Annotated in this window: 15 protein-coding genes; 12 read left to right on the top strand and 3 right to left on the bottom strand. The window is 50.6% G+C overall.

What is annotated here, in order from left to right:
- Positions 1–36: 36 nt before the first annotated feature.
- Entirely contained in the window at positions 37–1,368 is a 1,332-nt protein-coding gene (locus P9J64_16035) for a replication-associated recombination protein A (GenBank protein MDG5469833.1), read from the bottom strand.
- 163 nt (positions 1,369–1,531) lie between these two features.
- On the opposite strand from P9J64_16035, the gene P9J64_16030 reads away from it, so the two are divergent.
- From P9J64_16030 to P9J64_15980, 11 genes are all read left to right on the top strand, one after another.
- Entirely contained in the window at positions 1,532–2,386 is an 855-nt protein-coding gene (locus P9J64_16030; GenBank protein MDG5469832.1) for an NAD(+)/NADH kinase, read from the top strand.
- 136 nt (positions 2,387–2,522) lie between these two features.
- Positions 2,523–4,190, top strand: a complete 1,668-nt coding sequence (recN, locus tag P9J64_16025) for a DNA repair protein RecN (protein MDG5469831.1) — start codon at positions 2,523–2,525, stop codon at positions 4,188–4,190.
- A gap of 34 nt (positions 4,191–4,224) precedes the next feature.
- Positions 4,225–4,674 carry an N-acetyltransferase gene (locus P9J64_16020; protein ID MDG5469830.1) on the top strand — a complete coding sequence of 150 codons (450 nt, stop codon included), beginning with the start codon at positions 4,225–4,227 and terminating at the stop codon, positions 4,672–4,674.
- 148 nt (positions 4,675–4,822) lie between these two features.
- Positions 4,823–5,695, top strand: coding sequence for a M23 family metallopeptidase (locus tag P9J64_16015; GenBank protein MDG5469829.1), 873 nt, complete (start codon positions 4,823–4,825; stop codon positions 5,693–5,695).
- A gap of 294 nt (positions 5,696–5,989) precedes the next feature.
- On the top strand, positions 5,990–7,042 hold the full coding sequence (locus tag P9J64_16010; GenBank protein MDG5469828.1) for an OmpA family protein: 1,053 nt from the start codon (positions 5,990–5,992) through the stop codon (positions 7,040–7,042).
- A 309-nt stretch (positions 7,043–7,351) separates the two neighbouring features.
- Positions 7,352–7,798, top strand: a complete 447-nt coding sequence (locus P9J64_16005) for a hypothetical protein (GenBank protein MDG5469827.1) — start codon at positions 7,352–7,354, stop codon at positions 7,796–7,798.
- A gap of 243 nt (positions 7,799–8,041) precedes the next feature.
- On the top strand, positions 8,042–10,732 hold the full coding sequence (secA, locus tag P9J64_16000; GenBank protein MDG5469826.1) for a preprotein translocase subunit SecA: 2,691 nt from the start codon (positions 8,042–8,044) through the stop codon (positions 10,730–10,732).
- 65 nt (positions 10,733–10,797) lie between these two features.
- Entirely contained in the window at positions 10,798–12,495 is a 1,698-nt protein-coding gene (locus tag P9J64_15995) for a GAF domain-containing protein (protein ID MDG5469825.1), read from the top strand.
- Positions 12,488–13,687: a bifunctional glutamate N-acetyltransferase/amino-acid acetyltransferase ArgJ gene (argJ, locus tag P9J64_15990; protein ID MDG5469824.1), complete on the top strand. Its 1,200-nt coding sequence runs from the start codon at positions 12,488–12,490 to the stop codon at positions 13,685–13,687. The genes P9J64_15995 and argJ overlap by 8 nt, the downstream gene beginning before the upstream one ends.
- Before the next feature lie 44 nt (positions 13,688–13,731).
- Complete coding sequence (deoC, locus tag P9J64_15985; GenBank protein MDG5469823.1) at positions 13,732–14,397, top strand: deoxyribose-phosphate aldolase; 666 nt, start codon at positions 13,732–13,734, stop codon at positions 14,395–14,397.
- Positions 14,397–15,584 carry a phosphopentomutase gene (locus tag P9J64_15980; protein MDG5469822.1) on the top strand — a complete coding sequence of 396 codons (1,188 nt, stop codon included), beginning with the start codon at positions 14,397–14,399 and terminating at the stop codon, positions 15,582–15,584. The genes deoC and P9J64_15980 overlap by 1 nt, the downstream gene beginning before the upstream one ends.
- Before the next feature lies 1 nt (position 15,585).
- Here the strand turns inward: P9J64_15980 and P9J64_15975 are convergent, their stop codons facing one another.
- On the bottom strand, positions 15,586–16,323 hold the full coding sequence (locus P9J64_15975; GenBank protein ID MDG5469821.1) for a PilZ domain-containing protein: 738 nt from the start codon (positions 16,321–16,323) through the stop codon (positions 15,586–15,588).
- 308 nt (positions 16,324–16,631) lie between these two features.
- A complete protein-coding gene (locus P9J64_15970) occupies positions 16,632–17,075 on the bottom strand; it encodes a MucR family transcriptional regulator (protein ID MDG5469820.1) in 444 nt (147 codons plus the stop codon).
- A 220-nt stretch (positions 17,076–17,295) separates the two neighbouring features.
- Between P9J64_15970 and P9J64_15965 the strand changes: the two genes are divergently transcribed.
- Positions 17,296–18,336, top strand: coding sequence for a deoxyguanosinetriphosphate triphosphohydrolase (locus P9J64_15965; GenBank protein MDG5469819.1), 1,041 nt, complete (start codon positions 17,296–17,298; stop codon positions 18,334–18,336).
- The last annotated feature ends 105 nt before the right edge of the window (positions 18,337–18,441 follow it).

Below are 18,441 nucleotides of genomic sequence, written 5' to 3'. Positions count from 1 at the left end.
TTTAAGGTTTAAGGTGGGCCCCCAAAGTTCCAGTCCCTAGTCCTCAGCCCCCTTGTCTTTGTCCTGTTCTGCTCTCTGTGAGGCCCACCAGTCGAGTCTTTCCTGGATTGTTTTCTCGTATCCGGACTCTTTGGGGCGGTAGTAGCTTGTGTCACCAAGAGCTTCGGGGAGATGTTTTTGGGTGACAACGCTGTTTTCATGGTTGTGCGCGTATTGATAATCTTTGCCGTAGCCAAGTTCTTTCATGAGGCCCGTCGCGGCGTTGCGCAAGTGGTGAGGAACTGGCAGAGCGCCACTCTGGCGAACTTCTTTCTGCGCCTCGCCAATGGCCACATAGGCTGCATTACTCTTGGGAGCTGTGGCCAGGTAGGTGACGGCTTGAGCCAGCGGGATGCGGCCTTCCGGCAGCCCTATGAAGTGAACGGCCTGCTGGGCAGATACAGCGATTTGCAGTGCGCGCGGGTCGGCATTGCCGACGTCTTCTGAGGCAAAAATGACCATCCGACGCGCGATGAAGAGCGGATCCTCGCCAGCTTCAATCATGCGGGCCAGCCAGTAAATGGCGCCATCCGGGTCTGAGCCACGCATACTTTTTATGAACGCGGAGATTACGTTGTAGTGTTCTTCGGCGCCTTTGTCATAGAGGAGTGGCGCTTTTTGCATGGCGGCTGCCGCATCGCTCTGCAGGATAGTTTTTCCGGTGGCGGTAGCCGCTGCGACTTCCAGGCTGTTCAGCGCGGAGCGTGCGTCGCCATGAGATTGTTCAGCGATGAAGGTGATTGCTCCATCGTCGATGGTCAGTTGTTGCTCGCCAAGCCCTTCTTGTGAGGAGAGCGCTCGGTTGAGGAGTTTTGCGATATCGTCTGCCGCCAAGGGTTCGAGAACAAACACTTTTGAACGGGAGAGCAGGGCGGAATTAACCTCGAAGGAGGGGTTTTCTGTTGTTGCGCCGATCAGGATGATGTCGCCATTCTCCACCCAGGGTAAGAGTGCATCCTGTTGAGCTTTGTTGAAACGATGAATTTCATCGATAAAGAGCAGTGTCCGCCGCCCGTAGTAGTTTCTCTCCTGCTGAGCTTTGGCGACGACTTCGCGAATATCCTTAACGCCTTGCAGGACGGCCGAGAAGGCAACGAAATAACTGCGGGTGGTCTGAGCGATGACTCTGGCCAAGGTGGTTTTGCCGGTCCCCGGTGGACCCCAGAAGATTGCAGAGGTGAGTTGGTCCTGCTCGATCAGGCGTCGTAAGATGCCCTTTTCACCGAGGAGATGCTGCTGGCCAACCATTTCGTCGATGCGCTGCGGTCGCAGGCGCTCGGCCAAAGGTGCCGGAGCTTTCCCGGATGTTTCTGAGGAAAAAAGATCCATCGTTGCCATGTGAAATTTAGAGTTAGGTTGGTCCGGAAATGCAATGATTGGACTTTATCACAAAGGGTCTTTGTGGACAAGAGGGAGGTGGCGTAAGTCATTGATAGGCATAGACTTTGACGGTTTGTTGTGATAGTGTTCGCTCACTCGGAGGGATCGTTCTATGAAGCGCATTGGAATTTTTGCCAAACGTCACAATGAAGACGCCGCCAGTCTTGCAGATGAGGTTGTTGCCTGGCTGGTTGACCGTGAGATCGAAGTCTTTGTTGATGAAGCTCTTGCTGAAGCCATGCCTGATATGCATGGCTACCCTGGGCAGGCTATCCCGCCCCTGGTTGATATGGTCGTTGTTCTTGGCGGCGATGGCACCCTTCTCTCGGTCGCACGTCTGGTCGGCGACCTGCGTACCCCTATCCTGGGAGTGAATCTCGGCAGCCTTGGTTTTATGACAGAAATTACCCGCTCTGAACTCTTCCCGATGTTGGTACAGGTCCTCGTGGGTGACTTCACTGTCTCCGAACGTATGCGCCTGTTGGCTATTATCCGTCGCAAGGGAGAGGAAGTTGCACGTTACCGGGTTCTTAATGATGTTGTTATCAACAAGGGTGCCCTGGCCAGGATTATTGATATGGAGGCCTGGGTTGATGATGATTACCTGACGACTTTCAAGGCTGATGGCCTGATTGTTTCGACACCGACCGGATCAACCGGCTATAACCTGGCCGCTGGCGGCCCTATTATCTATCCCGGTAACCATTGCCATGTTATCGCACCGATCTGTCCCCACACGCTGACCAATCGACCCATTGTTGTTTCTGATGAAGCAACGATCCGGATCGCGGTTAAATCTCTGGATCAGGATGTCGTCTTTACCGCCGATGGCCAGGAGGGAATGCCCCTTCAGTGCGGCGATGTGGTTGAATTGCGCAAGTCAAATCATTCCACTCTGCTGATCAAAAGCCCCAGTAAAGATTATTTCCAGGTGCTGCGTACCAAGCTGCACTGGGGGGAAAGATGATTTGAAGCGAGAAACACGTAACGAGGAAAGGCCAACCCCTTTGCTGTCCAAGCCCGCTCCTTGGACGTCACCCACAACTTTTGCGCTATGATGTTTTGTTCGCGCCACTCACTAAGCGCCACGCGCCATTGACCCTATGCTTATCAATCTGACCATTGCCAACTTTGCCATTATTGACCGGCTTGAAGTTCAGTTCGACGAAGGCTTCAACGTACTTACCGGTGAAACCGGCGCAGGTAAATCAATTATCCTCGACGCCTTTGGCCTGCTGCTGGGTGACCGGGCGCGTCCGGACCTCGTTCGTGCCGGCGCAAGTGAAGCCACTGTGGAAGCGCTTTTTGATCTGACCGGGCGTGATGATATTCTACAAGCCTTTACAGTCGCCGGCTTCTCCGTCGACGATGAACTTGTTTTGAGACGCATTGTGCAAAGCGGCGGTCGGAGCCGCGCTTATGTTAATGGCAACCTGGTGACCCTTGCACAATTGCAGTCTTTGAGTGAACTTCTGGTGACGGTCTGTGGTCAGCATGAACATCAGTCATTACTGCAACGAAATGTTCATCTGACGGTTCTGGATCGTTTCGGTAACCTTGACGAGCCCTTGCGCCTCTACCGTGAGTCTTACGGGCTGATGAAGAAAATTGCCCAGCAGCTTGAATGTCTGGAAGATGCCGAGCGTGAGCGCCAGCAACGACTCGACTTCCTGCGGCATCAAGCTGATGAAATCAGTTCTGCACAGTTGCTTCCCGGTGAGGAAGAAGAACTTCTCGCCGAGCGATTGCTGTTGCAGAATGCCGAGCGCCTCGCAGGGGTAACTCGTGGTGGTTACGAAGCCCTTTATGAGGGCAATGGTGCGGTGTGTGAGGTTTTAGGTGGCCTGGTGTCTGAATTGCAATCGGTCGGTGAGATTGACCCTGAGCTGGCAGAGTTGGCAGAGACTGTTCAACGCAGCCTTTTTGAAATGGAGGACGTTTCCACCCGACTGCGGTCATACCTTGGTCGGATTGCTTTTGAGCCGAACCGTCTCGAAGTCATTGAGGAGCGTCTTGCGACCTTGACCCGCCTGAAACGCAAGTACGCGCCGGCTGTAGAAGACATTTTGGGCCTATTGGAAAACTTTGAACAAGAGATTGCCGAACTGGAAAATACGCAAGAGACTCGGGATAACCTCTCAGAAGAACTCGTGGCTCACTCTGTGGAGAGGCGGGCTCTGGGCGAAACCCTCTCTGCTGCACGCAAGAAGGCGGCTCAAGCGCTCGAGGCAGGACTCCTCGAGGAGATGGCCGCTTTAGCTATGCCGGGAGCGTCTTTTGGAGTGACTTTCGTTGAGCTGGAGAGCCCTGGGCCGGACGGCCACGAGCGGGTTGAATTTATGGTCAGCTCGAACCCGGGGGAGCCCCTGATGCCGTTGGCCAAGGTCGCTTCCGGTGGTGAACTTTCTAGGATGATGCTGGCCCTTAAGCGACTTGCGCCGGAAGCGGACAGGGTGCCAACGGTTATTTTTGACGAAGTGGATGCCGGTATCGGTGGTGCTGCAGCCACCGCGGTCGGCCGCAAGTTGCAAGTCGTGAGTCGGACCTCACAAATTCTTTGTGTGACACATTTGCCGCAGGTGGCAGCCTTTGCCGACCACCACCATCGCGTTGTTAAACGTGAGCTTGACGGTCGCACTCTGACTAGGATGGAGCATCTGGGGGATGACGAGAGGGCTCAGGAGATGGCCAGGATGCTCGGTGGGGCGACGGTAACAGAACAGACCTTGCTGCACGCGAAAGAGTTGATTGCTGCGTCATCGGCTTCCTGAGAAATTTAACAACCCTTTTTTGCCAGGAATACTCATGATTAGAAAAGCGATTCTTCAGGATGCCCGTCAAATACACCAGCTGTTGATGGTTTACGTCAAGGATGGTCTGGTGCTCTCGCGTTCACTGATGGACATATTTGAGTCGATCAGAGATTTTTATGTCTTTGTCGAAGATGACCGGGTTGTCGGTGTTGCTGCTCTGAATATCTGTTGGGAAGATCTTGCCGAGGTGCGCTCTCTGGTTGTTCATGAAGATGTTGCAGGACGAGGAATTGGCAGCCATCTGGTTGAGGCCTGTCTTTCGGAGGCGCGTCGGCTTGGTATTGGCAGAGTTTTTGCTTTAACTTACCAGCAGAGCTTTTTTGAAAAGCTTGGTTTTGAAGTGATTGAGAAATCGGAACTGCCGCAAAAGATCTGGAGTGATTGCATCAAGTGTGTGAAGTTTCCGGACTGTGATGAGATTGCACTCAGTATTTCGCTTTAAAGATCAGAGTATTTTTTTCTCGGTGTGTTGGTTTAAGTGTTTTATAATGCCGTTTGTTGTGCCTTTAATCTTGACAGTGGGCTTGACAGTCCTTTATTAATTACCATTGAAATTCAGTGAAAACAGGTTGTTCAGGAGGTTTAAGGATTTGCCAGCAAAACGTTTTACCGTAATGATCATACCGGAAGGATCCCATCAGGTTCGTCGCTTTGCGGTGAGGAGTTCTGTTGTAAAAGGGGTTCTGGCTTTATCTGTGGTTCTGGCTTTGGGTCTTACCGGACTGACTGTCGATTATGTAATGACCAATCTGGATCGTAATGAGCTCCATCGCCTGCAGGTTGAAAACCTGTCACAGCGCGAAGAGCTGAATCGCCTGGTGGTTAAGCTCGAAGACCTGCGTCAGGAGATGGTCGTTTTGGCACAAAATGATGCCAAGGTCCGTGTCATGGCCAAGCTTTCGGCTCCGAAAGGTGACAGTATTGCCGGTGTCGGCGGTCCTGCTCGTGAAGACGATGTCAATCGGGAGTTCAGTGAAATCCAACTACGCATTGACGAAGTGCGACGCCAGATTGATCTGCGTCGTGAAAGCCAGGAAGAGATTCAGGGTATTCTTAATGACCAACGTTCATTGCTTGCTGCCAAGCCTCAGGGTTGGCCTGTCAAGGGTTGGTTGACTTCAAGTTTTGGCTTACGTCGGGACCCTTTCAATGGCAGACGCAAGATGCACGAAGGCCTTGATATCGCTTCGAGAATGGGAAGCCCCGTTGTTGCAACAGCTGACGGTATTGTCAGCAGCGTTAGAACCGAGGCGGGCTATGGCAAAATGGTAACCATTGATCACGGCTACGGCTATCGAACAATTTATACGCACAATTCAAAATTTCACGTCAAGGTCGGTCAACGGGTCAGAAGAGGTGATCGTATAGCGTCTGTGGGGAATACCGGGCGCTCGACAGGGTCCCATGTTCACTACGAGATTCGTCTTAACGGTGTTCCTGTTAATCCGAATAAATATCTCTAAGTATGCTTCAAATAACAAAAAAAGCCCGGCTATGCCGGGCTTTTTTTGTTTTCTTGCTTGAAGTTTCCTCCAGACATAAATGCGTTTGCTTTGTGCTGCCATTATTTAATTATTTTGGTCTGCACCGTTGAGTATTTGTTACGACTCTTTTTCTCTTGTGATTTAAGTGCCTTCGACTGGTTGACTAATGGCTTTATTCCGCTAATCTATACTTTATAATAATTATAAATTAATGATCTGTCTTTAGATCAAGCGGTTGAACTAAGCACTCTAAAACGTATAAGGAGAACTACAATGAAACAGGTTTCCCGGTATTTTATGACGATCACATCTTTGGTTTTGGCTATTTGCTTGGTATCCCCCTTTGTGGCTGGTGCAGAAATGGTCAAGAAGGCGGATAACTTTATTGTTTTCATGGACCAGTCGGGTTCCATGGCCCAAGCCAAGGCCAAGCCCGGTGAGCAGAAGCTGGATAAGGCCGTTGTTGCAGTTAAGCGCCTCGATCAGGCCGTTCCCGAGCTAGGCTACACAAGTTCTGTTGCGCTCTTTGCTCCTTATAAAACAGTTAGCCAGCCTGCAACCTACAAGACAGGTTCTATTGGTTCTGCCGCTGAGAGCTTCAAGCCTGCATTTAACAGTTTTACAACCATGGGTGATGGCTTAACGGCCGTTGCTCCTGCCACATCCGGCAAGACTGCCCTGATCATGTTTACAGATGGTGCCTGGAATGCCGGTGCTGATCCTGTCGCTTCTGCCAAGAACCTTTATAGCCAGAACTCTGATCTGTGCATTCATGTCGTAAGCTACGCTGATACACCCGAAGGGCAACAGACCATCGATGCTATCAAGGCTCTTTCCGGTTGCTCTGTTGTTGTGGACGCAAAATCTCTTGAGTCCGATGCGGCGATGGCTCAGTTTGCTAAAGATGTTCTCTACGAAGAGCGCAAGCCTGCTCCAAAACCTGCTCCCAAGGTTGCTCCTGCTCCAGCCCCAGCCCCAGCCCCGGTTGCCAAAGAAATCATCACATTTAGCCTGCTCTTTGATTTTGATAAGGCAGACATCAAAGACGAGATGATTCCGGTTCTTGAAGAAGTCAAGATGATCCTGAAGGAAGACAGCGGCACAGATTTCGTCCTTTCAGGCCACACTGACTCATCAGGACCCGAAGCCTACAATCAAGGCCTTTCGGAAAGACGCGCCGCCTCAGTTAAAAAATGGCTCACTGACAATGGCGTTGCTGCTTCGCGGTTGGAAGCTGTTGGCTATGGTGAGACTCGCGCCAAGTACAACAATGACACCAGGGAAGGTCGCAAACTCAACCGTCGCGTCGAGTTGCAATCAAAGTAAGCCTTTCCCAGATCAATTAAGGCTGTGATCAAAACCGGCCGGGTGCTGCAAGCACCCGGCCGGTTTTTTTTGTTCTCGTCTCTTTTCTTGCACTGTCAGGAGAGGGAGATATACTTCGATTTAACGGTATGATGTGACGTAAATTGTTATATGGAGTAGATAAGCTCTGTTATGTTGTTGGTGTTTTTTACAGGAGATTTGCTTTCTTCTCTGTGAAATCAAAGGGTTAACCCAACCTAAGGACTTTCTGGTACGATCGTTGCTCAGAGAGAGTAACAAGAAACAGGAATTCCTAGTTGGAGGTGCCTTATGAAAAGTCTCGTGCAAGTCTTAACTGTAACGATCATTGTTTTTCTCTTTGCCATGCCAGCGGTGTCAAGTGATGTGGTCACCAGTAGTCCGCCTGCAGATAATGAGCTATTGGTCAGGCTCGCAGAATTCGAAACCTTTGCCCGGTCAAAAGTACAGCAACTGAATCAGAATCATAAGAACTCCCAATCTCACATGAAGATCACTCAGCAAAAAGATGGTACCTATCGTGCCCGCTACCATAAAATTGACAATTCGACCATGAAGGTCAAGGTGCGGCGCTCGCAGTCTGATTCTGCTCCTTACGTTGGCATAATTAGCTATAGAGAGCAGATTTTTGAGTCTTCTGCCAGTGCGCCGGAAGAGTTTAAAAATGATATGTTTGCGGTTGTAAAAGTTATACCTAACAGGCATATCTTCAGTTTTCGTAAGGGAGTATGGAACTAAGGTGTTATTGGCGTCTATGTAGATGCCGATTGATGAAAGGTAGCGGCGCAATTCCTGGTCTTTTGACTCGGGGTTGTGCCGTTTTTTTTGCCCTTGCCTTCACTGCTCCTTGATGTTTAAAAGCTAAATCGATCTGCCCCTTTAGCGCTTGTGAGCACACTCTCTGCTGTGTTAAAGTTTGCAATTCTGAACGGAACGCCAAGCGGCGTTTTTTTCGCATATTACGCGTACATGGAGTTATACATGATTGGAAGTATTCTGAAAAAGATCGTTGGCAGCAAGAATGATCGTGAGCTCAAAAAACTTCAGCAGCAGGTTGACGAGATCAACGCACTGGAGCCGTCTATTCAGACACTCAATGATGCTGAGCTGAAAGCCAAGACGGTTGAGTTTCGTTCGCGCCTGGCGAGTGGCGAGACTCTTGATGATCTCCTCTCTGAGGCTTTTGCCGTGGTGCGAGAGGCCGCCGTACGCGTATTGGGTCTGCGGCACTTTGATGTCCAACTTATCGGCGGTATGGTTCTACATTCCGGTAAGATTGCAGAGATGAAAACTGGTGAGGGTAAAACCTTGATGGCGACCTTGCCCGTTTATCTCAACGCCCTGGCTGGAAAGGGTGTACACGTTATTACGGTGAATGATTACCTTGCCAAGCGTGATGCTGCCTGGATGGGCGCTGTCTATAATTTTCTGGGGCTTGAGGTCGACTGTGTTGTCCATGGCTTGAGTGATGAACAGCGAAAGGCCGCCTATAGGGCAGATATCACCTACGGCACAAATAATGAGTTCGGCTTCGACTATCTTCGCGACAATATGAAGTTTGCCCTTGAGGACTATGTCCAACGCGATCTTTACTACACCATTGTCGACGAGGTTGATTCGATTCTGATCGATGAAGCCAGAACACCTTTGATTATCTCCGGGCCGAGTAATGTTACCAGTGAACTTTATTATAAGGCTGACAAGGTTATCCCACGACTGAAAAAAGGTGAGATGATCGAAGACCGGGAAGGAACCATCGGTCGAACTTTTAAAAGTTATACCGGTGACTACACTGTTGATGAAAAGTCCAAGACGGCGACCCTCACAGAAGAGGGCGTTTTGCAGCTCGAGAAATTGTTGGGTGTTGAAAATCTTTACGAGCCAAGCAATATGGGTATTCTTCACCACGTCAACCAGGCTCTGAGAGCCCATGCCATCTTTAAGCGTGATGTTGATTACGTGGTCAAGGATGGCGAGGTGGTGATTGTTGACGAGTTCACCGGACGCCTGATGCCCGGGCGGCGCTGGAGTGATGGCCAGCACCAGGCGATCGAAGCAAAAGAGGGCCTGAAAATCGAGAAAGAAAATCAGACTCTGGCGACGATTACTTTCCAGAACTATTTCCGTATGTACGAAAAACTAGCTGGTATGACCGGAACGGCGGATACCGAAGCGGCAGAATTCAACGAAATTTATGGCCTTGAAGTTGTCGTCATGCCGACGAACAAGCCGATGATTCGTATTGATCAGGCCGATGTCATCTACAAAACCGGCAAGGAAAAATTTAACGCCGTTATAGAAGACATCGTTGGCCGGCATGAAACCGGTCAACCGGTCCTGGTTGGCACCATCACCATTGAAGACTCGGAGATCCTCTCTGAACTTCTGAAGAAGCGTGGCATTAAGCATAATGTATTGAACGCCAAGCAACATGAGCGGGAGGCTGAAATTGTCGCTCAGGCTGGCCGCAAGGGAGCGCTTACGATTGCAACCAACATGGCCGGGCGTGGTACTGATATTGTCCTGGGCGGCAATCCTGAGATGATGGCCAGGCGTGAGGCTGAGGCTGCCGCAGACCCTGAGCAGGCGTTTGACCAGGCAATGGAAAAGTATAAGACTCTCTGTGCGGCCGAGAAGCAGGAGGTCCTTGACTCTGGTGGCCTGTACATCCTTGGTACCGAACGGCACGAGTCGCGTCGTATTGATAACCAGCTGCGTGGTCGTTCCGGTCGCCAGGGTGATCCGGGTGAGAGCCGTTTTTACATGAGCCTTGAAGATGACCTGTTGCGCATCTTTGGCTCTCATCGCGTTTCTTTCGTTATGGAAAAACTCAAAGTGCCTGAAAACGAGGCAATTGAGCATGGTATGATTTCCAAGGCGATTGAAGGGGCGCAGAAGAAGGTTGAAGCGCACAACTTTGAAATTCGCAAACACCTGATTGATTATGACGATGTCATGAATCGTCAACGCGAAGTCATCTATCGTCAACGCAAGGAAGTCCTTGCGGGTGAGAATGTGCGCGAAACGATTGACTCGATTCTTGATGAGATGGTTGAGGATATTGTCGCGTCTTTCTGCCCGGACAAAACTCCTGCCACAGAATGGAACTGGGAGGGTCTGGCGACCGATTTTATTAATCAGTTCAACTTTCCCCCCGTGCTTCCGGAAGTCGAGAAAGAGCTGAAACCGCAAACACTCGAAGACAGCTTTAAAGAGCAGGTAACTGCTCGGTTGGCCGAGCGAGAGGAAGCCTTTACTACCCCGGTTCTGGAACATTTGATGAAAGTTCTCTTGTTGCAGACCATCGACGCAAAATGGAAAGACCACCTGTTATCGATCGATCATCTTAAAGAAGGAATCGGTATGCGCGCTTATGCGCAGAAGAACCCGAAGGAAGAATATAAGCGCGAGGCTTACGCGCTCTTTATGGATATGATGGGTCGGATTCGTCAGGAGGTTGCGCAGAAGCTTTTCAGGGTGCAACTGGCGCGTGAGGAAGAGGTCGCTGAGATGGAAGCTGAGCAGCGTCGTGAAAGACTCGCTCTTGCCCGTCAGGGCGGTCCGAAACCTGCGATTCAGGCTCCAACCAAACGTGATGTTGACAAGGTCGGCCGCAACGATGAATGCCCTTGCGGTAGCGGCAAGAAATATAAGAAATGCTGTGGACAATAGTTCCTTTGTTTTTGTTATGAAGGTTTAATCACTCGATCAATTATTTGATGCTTGGGAGAGACGACGTGGTCAAGGGGGCTGACGTAGAAACCTGTTGGAGACTACTGCTTCTGGAGACAGCCCCCGGGAGCTTGGACGAGGCTCGTCTCGCCTGGCCTGCTGCAGAGTCGTTTAAGCGCACTTTGGATGAAACCCAAGGTGTCGCTGATCAGATCTCACGGGATAAAATCCAGATTGTCTTCAGCGATCTATCGGGTAAGGATTGCTCAGCCCTTAATGTCCTGTCGCAAATCCGTCGTGTTCACCCGCACCTTCCATTGGTCGCCATTCTTCCTGAAGAGGATTTTTCTTTAGGCCTGTCCGCATTCCGCGTAGGTGCTGATGATGTTCTCGTCCGTCCTCTCGATAAAGAGGCCCTGATTGCCTGCAGAGAAAATTTACAGAGCCGAGAGCAGGCCGAAGCTCAGTTTGCGAGGACTCAGCAGGAAGCCAACCGCTCTCTCGATGATCTGATCCTCCTCAAAGCGATTGGAGAGACAACGAGCAGCACAGAAGATTTGCAGAAGCTGCTCGATCGAGTTGTCGACCTGATTCAGGGCGCTCTTGATGTTGAGATTGTCTCGCTGATGCTTGTTGATGAAGAGAACATTCTGACGATCCGCTCAGCATGTGGATTGCCGGATGATATGCGTCATAAGGTTATGATCGCTCCGGGAGAAGGTGTCTCGGGTCATGTCCTGTTGTATGGTGAGGCGGTCCTGATTGACGATTTATCCACAGACGGTCGTTTTCCTCCACGTGACGGCGTTGTCCGCTATCGAACCGGGTCGCTACTGTCCGTACCGATCCAATACCAGCAACGTATTGTGGGTGTGCTTAATGTTAACAACAAACGTAACAGGGAAGCTTTTACCGGTATCGACCAGGAGCTGTTGCAGACCATCGCTCATCAGGCCGCTCTGGCGATCGAAAACATGAAGCTTGTTGGGCATTTGCATGGGAAAAATGCCGAACTTGAGCAAGCCCATGAGAGTCTCATGAGGCTGCATCAGGATCGAACCCGCTTCGTTTGTAACCTGTCACATGAGTTAAAAACACCCTTGACGTCGGTGCTTGGTTTCTCGGACTTGCTGCTTAACTATTTTGACCAGATTGAAACCCCGAAGTTGCGTGAATATATTGCCAGTATCTATTCGGAAGGGAAGCACCTGGAGCATCTTCTGACAGGACTGTTACGGTTGTTTTCTCTCGATTCGGGAAGTGAAAACTGGGATTGGCAGGTTGCCTCACTTCCTGAAGCTCTCAGTCGGGTGCTTGAAAACCATGATGTCAGAATCCAAGAAATGAATCTCAACTTGCACGTGGATTTTCCCGAAGACCTCCAGTCGGTCTGGGCTGATCAGGATAAACTGGAACTGTTGTTTGATGCTCTCGTTGATAATGCTGTCAAGTTCAATCGACAGGGTGGGCGTCTTTCAGTTACGGCAGGAAATCTGACGTTGCACGGTGAACCGACTGTTTATGTCCAGATTAGCAACCAGGGGAAAACTGTCCCAAGAGAGAATGCAGAAGATATCTTCCAGGAATATTCGCAGCTCGGAGAACTTGATACTGGTAAACCGAGCGGAATCGGTGTCGGCCTTGCGACCTGCCGTGCTATTTTGCGTCAGATGAAGGGCGATATTTTTCTTGAACCTAACGACGAAGAAGGGACTTCAATCGGTCTTCTTTTGCCAACCAGAATGGAGTTGAATAATGGCTGAATCTGCATTTGCAGTTCCGAAGGGATTCAAGGCGGCAGCTTACAGCTCAGGAATCAAAAAGTCCGGGAAGCTGGATCTTGCCCTGATTTGTGCTGACAAGCCGGTCGAATGTGCCGGGGTTTTTACGACCAATAAAGTTGTTGCGGCGCCCGTCAGGATTACCGAGTCCCGGATGAGCCAGGGACTTTGCCAGGCCATCCTGGTCAATAGCGGTAACGCCAACGCCTGCACCGGAAACCAGGGGCTTCGGGATGCCCGCCGCTGTGGCGACCTGGTTGCAGAAACCCTTGATTTGGCTCCTGAGTTGGTTGCTGTCTCTTCAACGGGAGTGATCGGTGTGCCGTTACCGATGCACTGTTTTGAGGAGCATGTGCCGAGTTTATGCAGAATGTTGAGTCACGATCAGTTTGATGGTGTGGCAAAAGCGATGATGACAACTGATGCATTTCCGAAGATGTGTGGCCGAACAATCAACATCGACGGGCAGGAGGTTCGTTTGCTTGGTCTCGCCAAAGGTGCGGGGATGATCCACCCCGACATGGCGACCATGCTCGCTTTCGTTGTGACTGATGCGGTTCTGGCTGAAGGGTTGCTGGAGGCGGCGTTGCGGCAGTCGGTTAACGCTTCGTTTAACCGGATTACTGTTGATCGGGATACTTCTACAAACGACATGGTCTTGTTGCTCGCCAGTGGTGATGCCGAAAACCAGGAGATCAGTGAGGGCTCAGCTGCTCTAGGGCAGTTCTGTGCTGCCCTGAATGAGATTATGCTTGAACTGGCGAAGATGATCGTCCGTGACGGCGAAGGTTCGACCAAGCTGGTGCGTATCCAGATTAATGGAGCCGCAAATGACGCCGATGCCCTGGCTGCTGCTCGCTCGATTGCCACCTCACAGCTGGTCAAAACTGCTTTCTTCGGCGAGGATGCCAACTGGGGCAGGATTATTGCTGCCGTCGGTTACTCTGGCGCCGATGTGGACCCGGACAAGGTGAACATCTCGTTTGACGATGTCGCTATGGTTAGCAACGGCCTTGGTCTTGACTCTGCCCAGGAAGCAATGGCGAGCGAAGTTCTGAAGAACCCTGAGTTTACAGTGACTGTTGAACTCGGCCTGGGTGAAGGAAGTGCTTATTACTATACGTCTGACTTGACTTATGACTACATTAAGATTAACGCGGACTACCGCACCTGAAAAATTGCAGCTGCAAGCTTTTTAGTCGCTGCTGAATTAATTTAATGAACTCTCCTGCGAAACATATAGACCACACGCTGTTGAAGTCCGACGCTTCCGGTGCGGATATTGCCAACCTTTGTGAAGAGGCTGTCGAACACGGCTTCGCATCGGTCTGTGTCCCGCCATCTTATGTGCCCCAGGCGAGCCAACTTTTGTACGGGTCCGGGGTCGCTGTCTGCACGGTGGTCGGGTTTCCGCTCGGTTACCAGACGACTGAAACCAAGGCTTTTGAAGCCCGTCAGGCAGTTTCTGCAGGCGCCTCTGAGGTCGATATGGTCATCAACCTCGGTTCTGTGCGTAACGCAGATTTTACCCTTGTTGGCGATGACATCCGCCGAGTGGTTGCAGCTGCCGAGAACGCTGTTGTTAAGGTGATTATCGAATGCTGTCTCCTCGACAACTCTGAAAAGAGCAAGCTTGTTGATATTATTGTTGAAAGTGGCGCCGGTTATGTCAAGACTTCGACCGGGTTTGCTGCTTCTGGGGCGACCCTTGAGGATGTCAAGCTGCTTGCAGAGTGCAGCGCAGGCAGGATTCAGGTCAAGGCTGCCGGAGGTGTTCGTGACTGGGCCAGTTGCCGGGATATGATTGCGGCTGGTGCTGAACGGATCGGCACAAGCGCCGGGGTAGTCATTATGCGCGAATGGCAGGAAGAGGCGGGTTGGTGATGCCCAACTCCGGGAAACGTGCTGTCTGGATTGTGCTTGACGGTGTTGGCCTCGAAGCCTTGCCCGATGCCAAGCTTTATGGCGATGAAGAGGCGGCAACCTTGCCCCACGTCGCGATGGCCTGCGGTGGTTTGAATTTACCGAACCTTCAACGGCTCGGTTTAGGCTCTTTGGCCGAAATAACAGGTGTTCCGCCTTTAGCCTCCCCATGTGGGGCTTACGGTCGGCTCGCTGAACGTTCTGCCGGGAAAGACAGTATTGTTGGACACTGGGAGCTTTCCGGCGTCGTCGTAGATAAGCCTTTTGCCACTTATCCTCAAGGCTTCCCCGACGAGCTTGTCGATGCCTTTGCGACAATCAGTGGTATGCAGCCCCTTGGTAATGTGCCCGCGGGAGGGATTTCAGTTCTCAGGGAGTACGGGGCTGAACATCTCAGGACCGGACGTCCGATCCTCTATACCAGCGTTGATTCCGTTTTACAGGTCGCTGCTCACGAAGATGTTTTGCCGCCACATCAGTTATACCATCTCTGCGCGGAGGCTCGTCGGCTTGCTGATGAATACGATATCGCCCGTGTTATTGCCCGACCCTTCGAGGGAAGTGAAGAAGAGGGCTTTCGTCGCACTCCACGGCGTAAGGATTTTGCAAAACCACCTCCGCAGAAAACCCTTCTCGAACAATTGTTTGAGCAAAAGATTGTCGTCTCTGCAGTCGGTAAAATCGATGATTTGTTTGCTGGGCGGGGGATCTCGACGAGTGTCGCGACCCTTGACAATGTCGATGGTATGAGCAAAACAGTTACAGCTTTGGCGGCCCTCGACGAAGGCTTGCTGGTCGTCAACCTGATCGATTTCGACATGTGTTACGGGCATCGCAGGGATGCTGTTGGTTTTGGCCGGGCTCTTGAGGAATTTGATGCCTGGTTGCCAGAGCTCTATGAGCAAATGCGTGATGACGATCTACTGGTCATCTGCGCAGATCATGGCTGTGATCCAACGACTGAAGGCTCGGATCATACGCGAGAGTATGTGCCGCTGTTGGTTTGGTCAAAATCGATGGCAACGGGAGTCGCTTTGGGAGACCGCCCGTCCTTCGCTGATGCGGGGGCGACGTTGGCGGCATATTTTGATTCTGGAACTATTACCACGGGTGAAAGTTTTCTCGACCTTCTGGACTTGCCTGCCTGAGTCAGTTCTGCAGTTGTTCTGCAGTAAAACCACCGACACCATCGTTGCTTGCTGAGATCTCTCTGAGGAAATGCTCCCTGATGTAAATCTGTAACTGTTCCGCGAGTTCTTCCGGAATGTCATCGAAACCGACGCCGAATCCCTGAAAGAAATTGTTTTCGGCTTCTGGCTGAATAGTGTAAAGAACCGATGCCTGGACTTCAATTTCTTTGCATTGGCCGAACAACGGGAAGACCACCGTGATTCGGTCCCCTTTGTTCAACTTTGAAGTGGCCTTGAAAAAGAGGCCTTGCATGCTGAGGCTGAGGACGTCAGCGAGGAGGAATTGGTCATCCCCGACACTGTACATTCCCGGCAGTTTGAGGCGAAGTCGAAGGTTCTGTCTCGGATGATTTTCTACTTGCCGTTGAATAAAGGCAAATAAGTCAAAAAGCTCAAACGGGACCTCGATGATAGAACTCGGGGTTATCTCTGGTTTTTCTGCGCCCTCCTGTTTAAGGGCTATCGTTGGCAGTTCTCCTGTCTTGATGCTTTCGGTTGTCTTTTTATCAAGTGACAAGTCTTTAGCGGCAAAAAAAGCTTCACCCATGATCAAAAGACTTGGGCTGCTCTCCTTGATGAAAGGCATGACCTGATCAGCTTTGCTGGTAGATAAGACACGGTAGCCCCAGTGCTTGAGTATTGGCTCAAGGGTTGCCAAAAGTTCGGGGCGATTATCTGCAACGAGAATGTTCTTCATTTATAGCCTGTGTATTAATAGGTTAAGCACCGGCTTCACGCGGCCTTATAGTTTTAAACAGGTCGCTTCCATTAAGATGCTGATTAATTTATCGTATCCGTCATTTTGAGCAAAGGAGAAAATTCTCTATTGCTATTTCTACGCAGGACGTTGCTGAAAGGGTCGAAGTACTACAGGTCAGACTGGAGTTATCTTCGGATCCTTTGCTCGGGGGAGTGAAGGTTTAAAGGTGTAGGATGTGTCTCAATTCTTAGCGGCCTCATAATCCTGGGGGCACAAGATCCAAGCCCTAGTGCCCCCAGAAAACATCAGCTTTTTTTCTTCCCTTTTCCCTTGATTCTTTCTGCCCTTGCTTTGGCGAGCTTCTCGCCGAGGCCGCGGTCTATTGCCATCTGACGCCGCTTTTCCGAGTAGCTTTTCGCCGCGAGAGACTGTGATCGTGGAATGTCAAACTGCTTGCGATACTCCGATGCTGTCATGTCGTGAGATGTCTTGAGATGGCGAGAGAGAGTTTTCATGCCTTTGCCGCAGATCATGCAATAGATTTTGTCTTTGCCAAAAGCTTTTTTGCGGGTCACTGCCGGACCTGGTTCGTCTTCAGTGGCCTCAGTGATAGCTTCGCCTTTTTCCAGGCTGTTAAGAGCGTTGTAAATATCATTCAACTCAGAAACAAGTTCTTCTTTTGTCATGTTAGTTGTTGATGCATGGGCTGCTACGATATCAGCCGCCATTTCAAGAATTGTTGCCATCATGTCCTCCGTTGTTGATTAATAATTTGCCTCTATTGTTTGTTGTTTAAATGAACCTTTAGTAATACAGCCTTTATTTGTATAATCAAGATCAAAAGGGTAGATCTTTGTTTTTTTTGTGATTTTATTAGATGAATATGATGTAACCTGTTTGTTAGTAAGTGTTCCGCTTGTTAATAAATCTATCCTTTCAGTAAGCAGCTAATACGAAAGACGGAGAAACATGATTGTCAGAGAGGTTATTGAAACGACCGAATCCAATGTCCTCTGCGAATCTGCCTGCCACAGTCGTTCTTCAAAAGGTCGACGGTTGCCTGAAGATGCGTGCCCGGTAAGAACCGTCTTTCAGGTTGATAGAGATCGAATTCTGCATTGTAAAGCTTTCCGTCGTCTGAAGTATAAGACGCAAGTTTTTCTCTCTCCGGAAGGTGATCATTACCGGACCCGATTGACTCATACCCTTGAAGTCAGCCAGATCGCCAGGACTATGGCTAGAGCCTTGCGCTTGAATGAAGACCTCACCGAAGCGATTGCCCTGGGTCATGACCTCGGCCATACGCCCTTCGGCCATGCCGGTGAGCGTGTCCTTGCTGATCTTCTGCCTGGAGGTTTTCATCATGTCAATCAGAGCTTAAGAGTCGTAGAGAAACTGGAGAAGAATGGAGCGGGTCTCAACCTTACCAGGGAAGTTGTTGACGGCATCCTCAAGCATTCCAAGGGGCGCGGTGCTTTACTCGGACGTCGAGCTGAAGATCTTCCGAAAACACTCGAGGGCCAGTTGGTGAGACTTTCCGATGTAATCGCTTATGTTAACCACGATCTTGATGATGCGATCCGTGGTGGCTTGATTCGCCATGAGGACGTCCCTCAGAATTTACGTGAAGCTCTCGGCGAGAACAGTTCGCAAAGGCTGAACACTATGGTCACCGACCTGATCGAAACAACGATGAATGGGAGCTATGAAATTGTGTTGCTTTCTGTCTCGGTCGCGGAGCAGGTGTCTGCTCTGCGGGACTGGTTACATGAGAATGTTTACATGGCTGGTGCCATAGAGGACGAATTTAGAAAAGCGAGTCGAGTCCTACGCGAACTCTTTGTTTATTTTATGGAAAGACCGGGGGAATTGAACGATTACGGTGGCCGTGGTGAAGGGTGCGAGAGCGACGAAATTGCGGTCGCAGATTTTCTGGCCGGGATGACGGACCGATACGCCATGAACCTTTATCAGAAGCTGTTTTTCCCGCAACCTTGGAAAGCAGTTTAGTGGGGTGGTGCCAAAAGCTTGCAGAGTTGCCGCGAGGCTTGACACCTGAGAAGTCAATATGGTAGTTTTTCAGCGCCTTTACAGCTATTTGGCAGTTCCGGTAAA

This window comes from Deltaproteobacteria bacterium IMCC39524, assembly GCA_029667085.1.
Classification (GTDB): domain Bacteria; phylum Desulfobacterota; class Desulfuromonadia; order Desulfuromonadales; family BM103; genus M0040.
The sequence above is the reverse complement of the archived record's forward strand: the minus strand, read 5'-3'. Positions and strand labels throughout refer to the sequence as shown.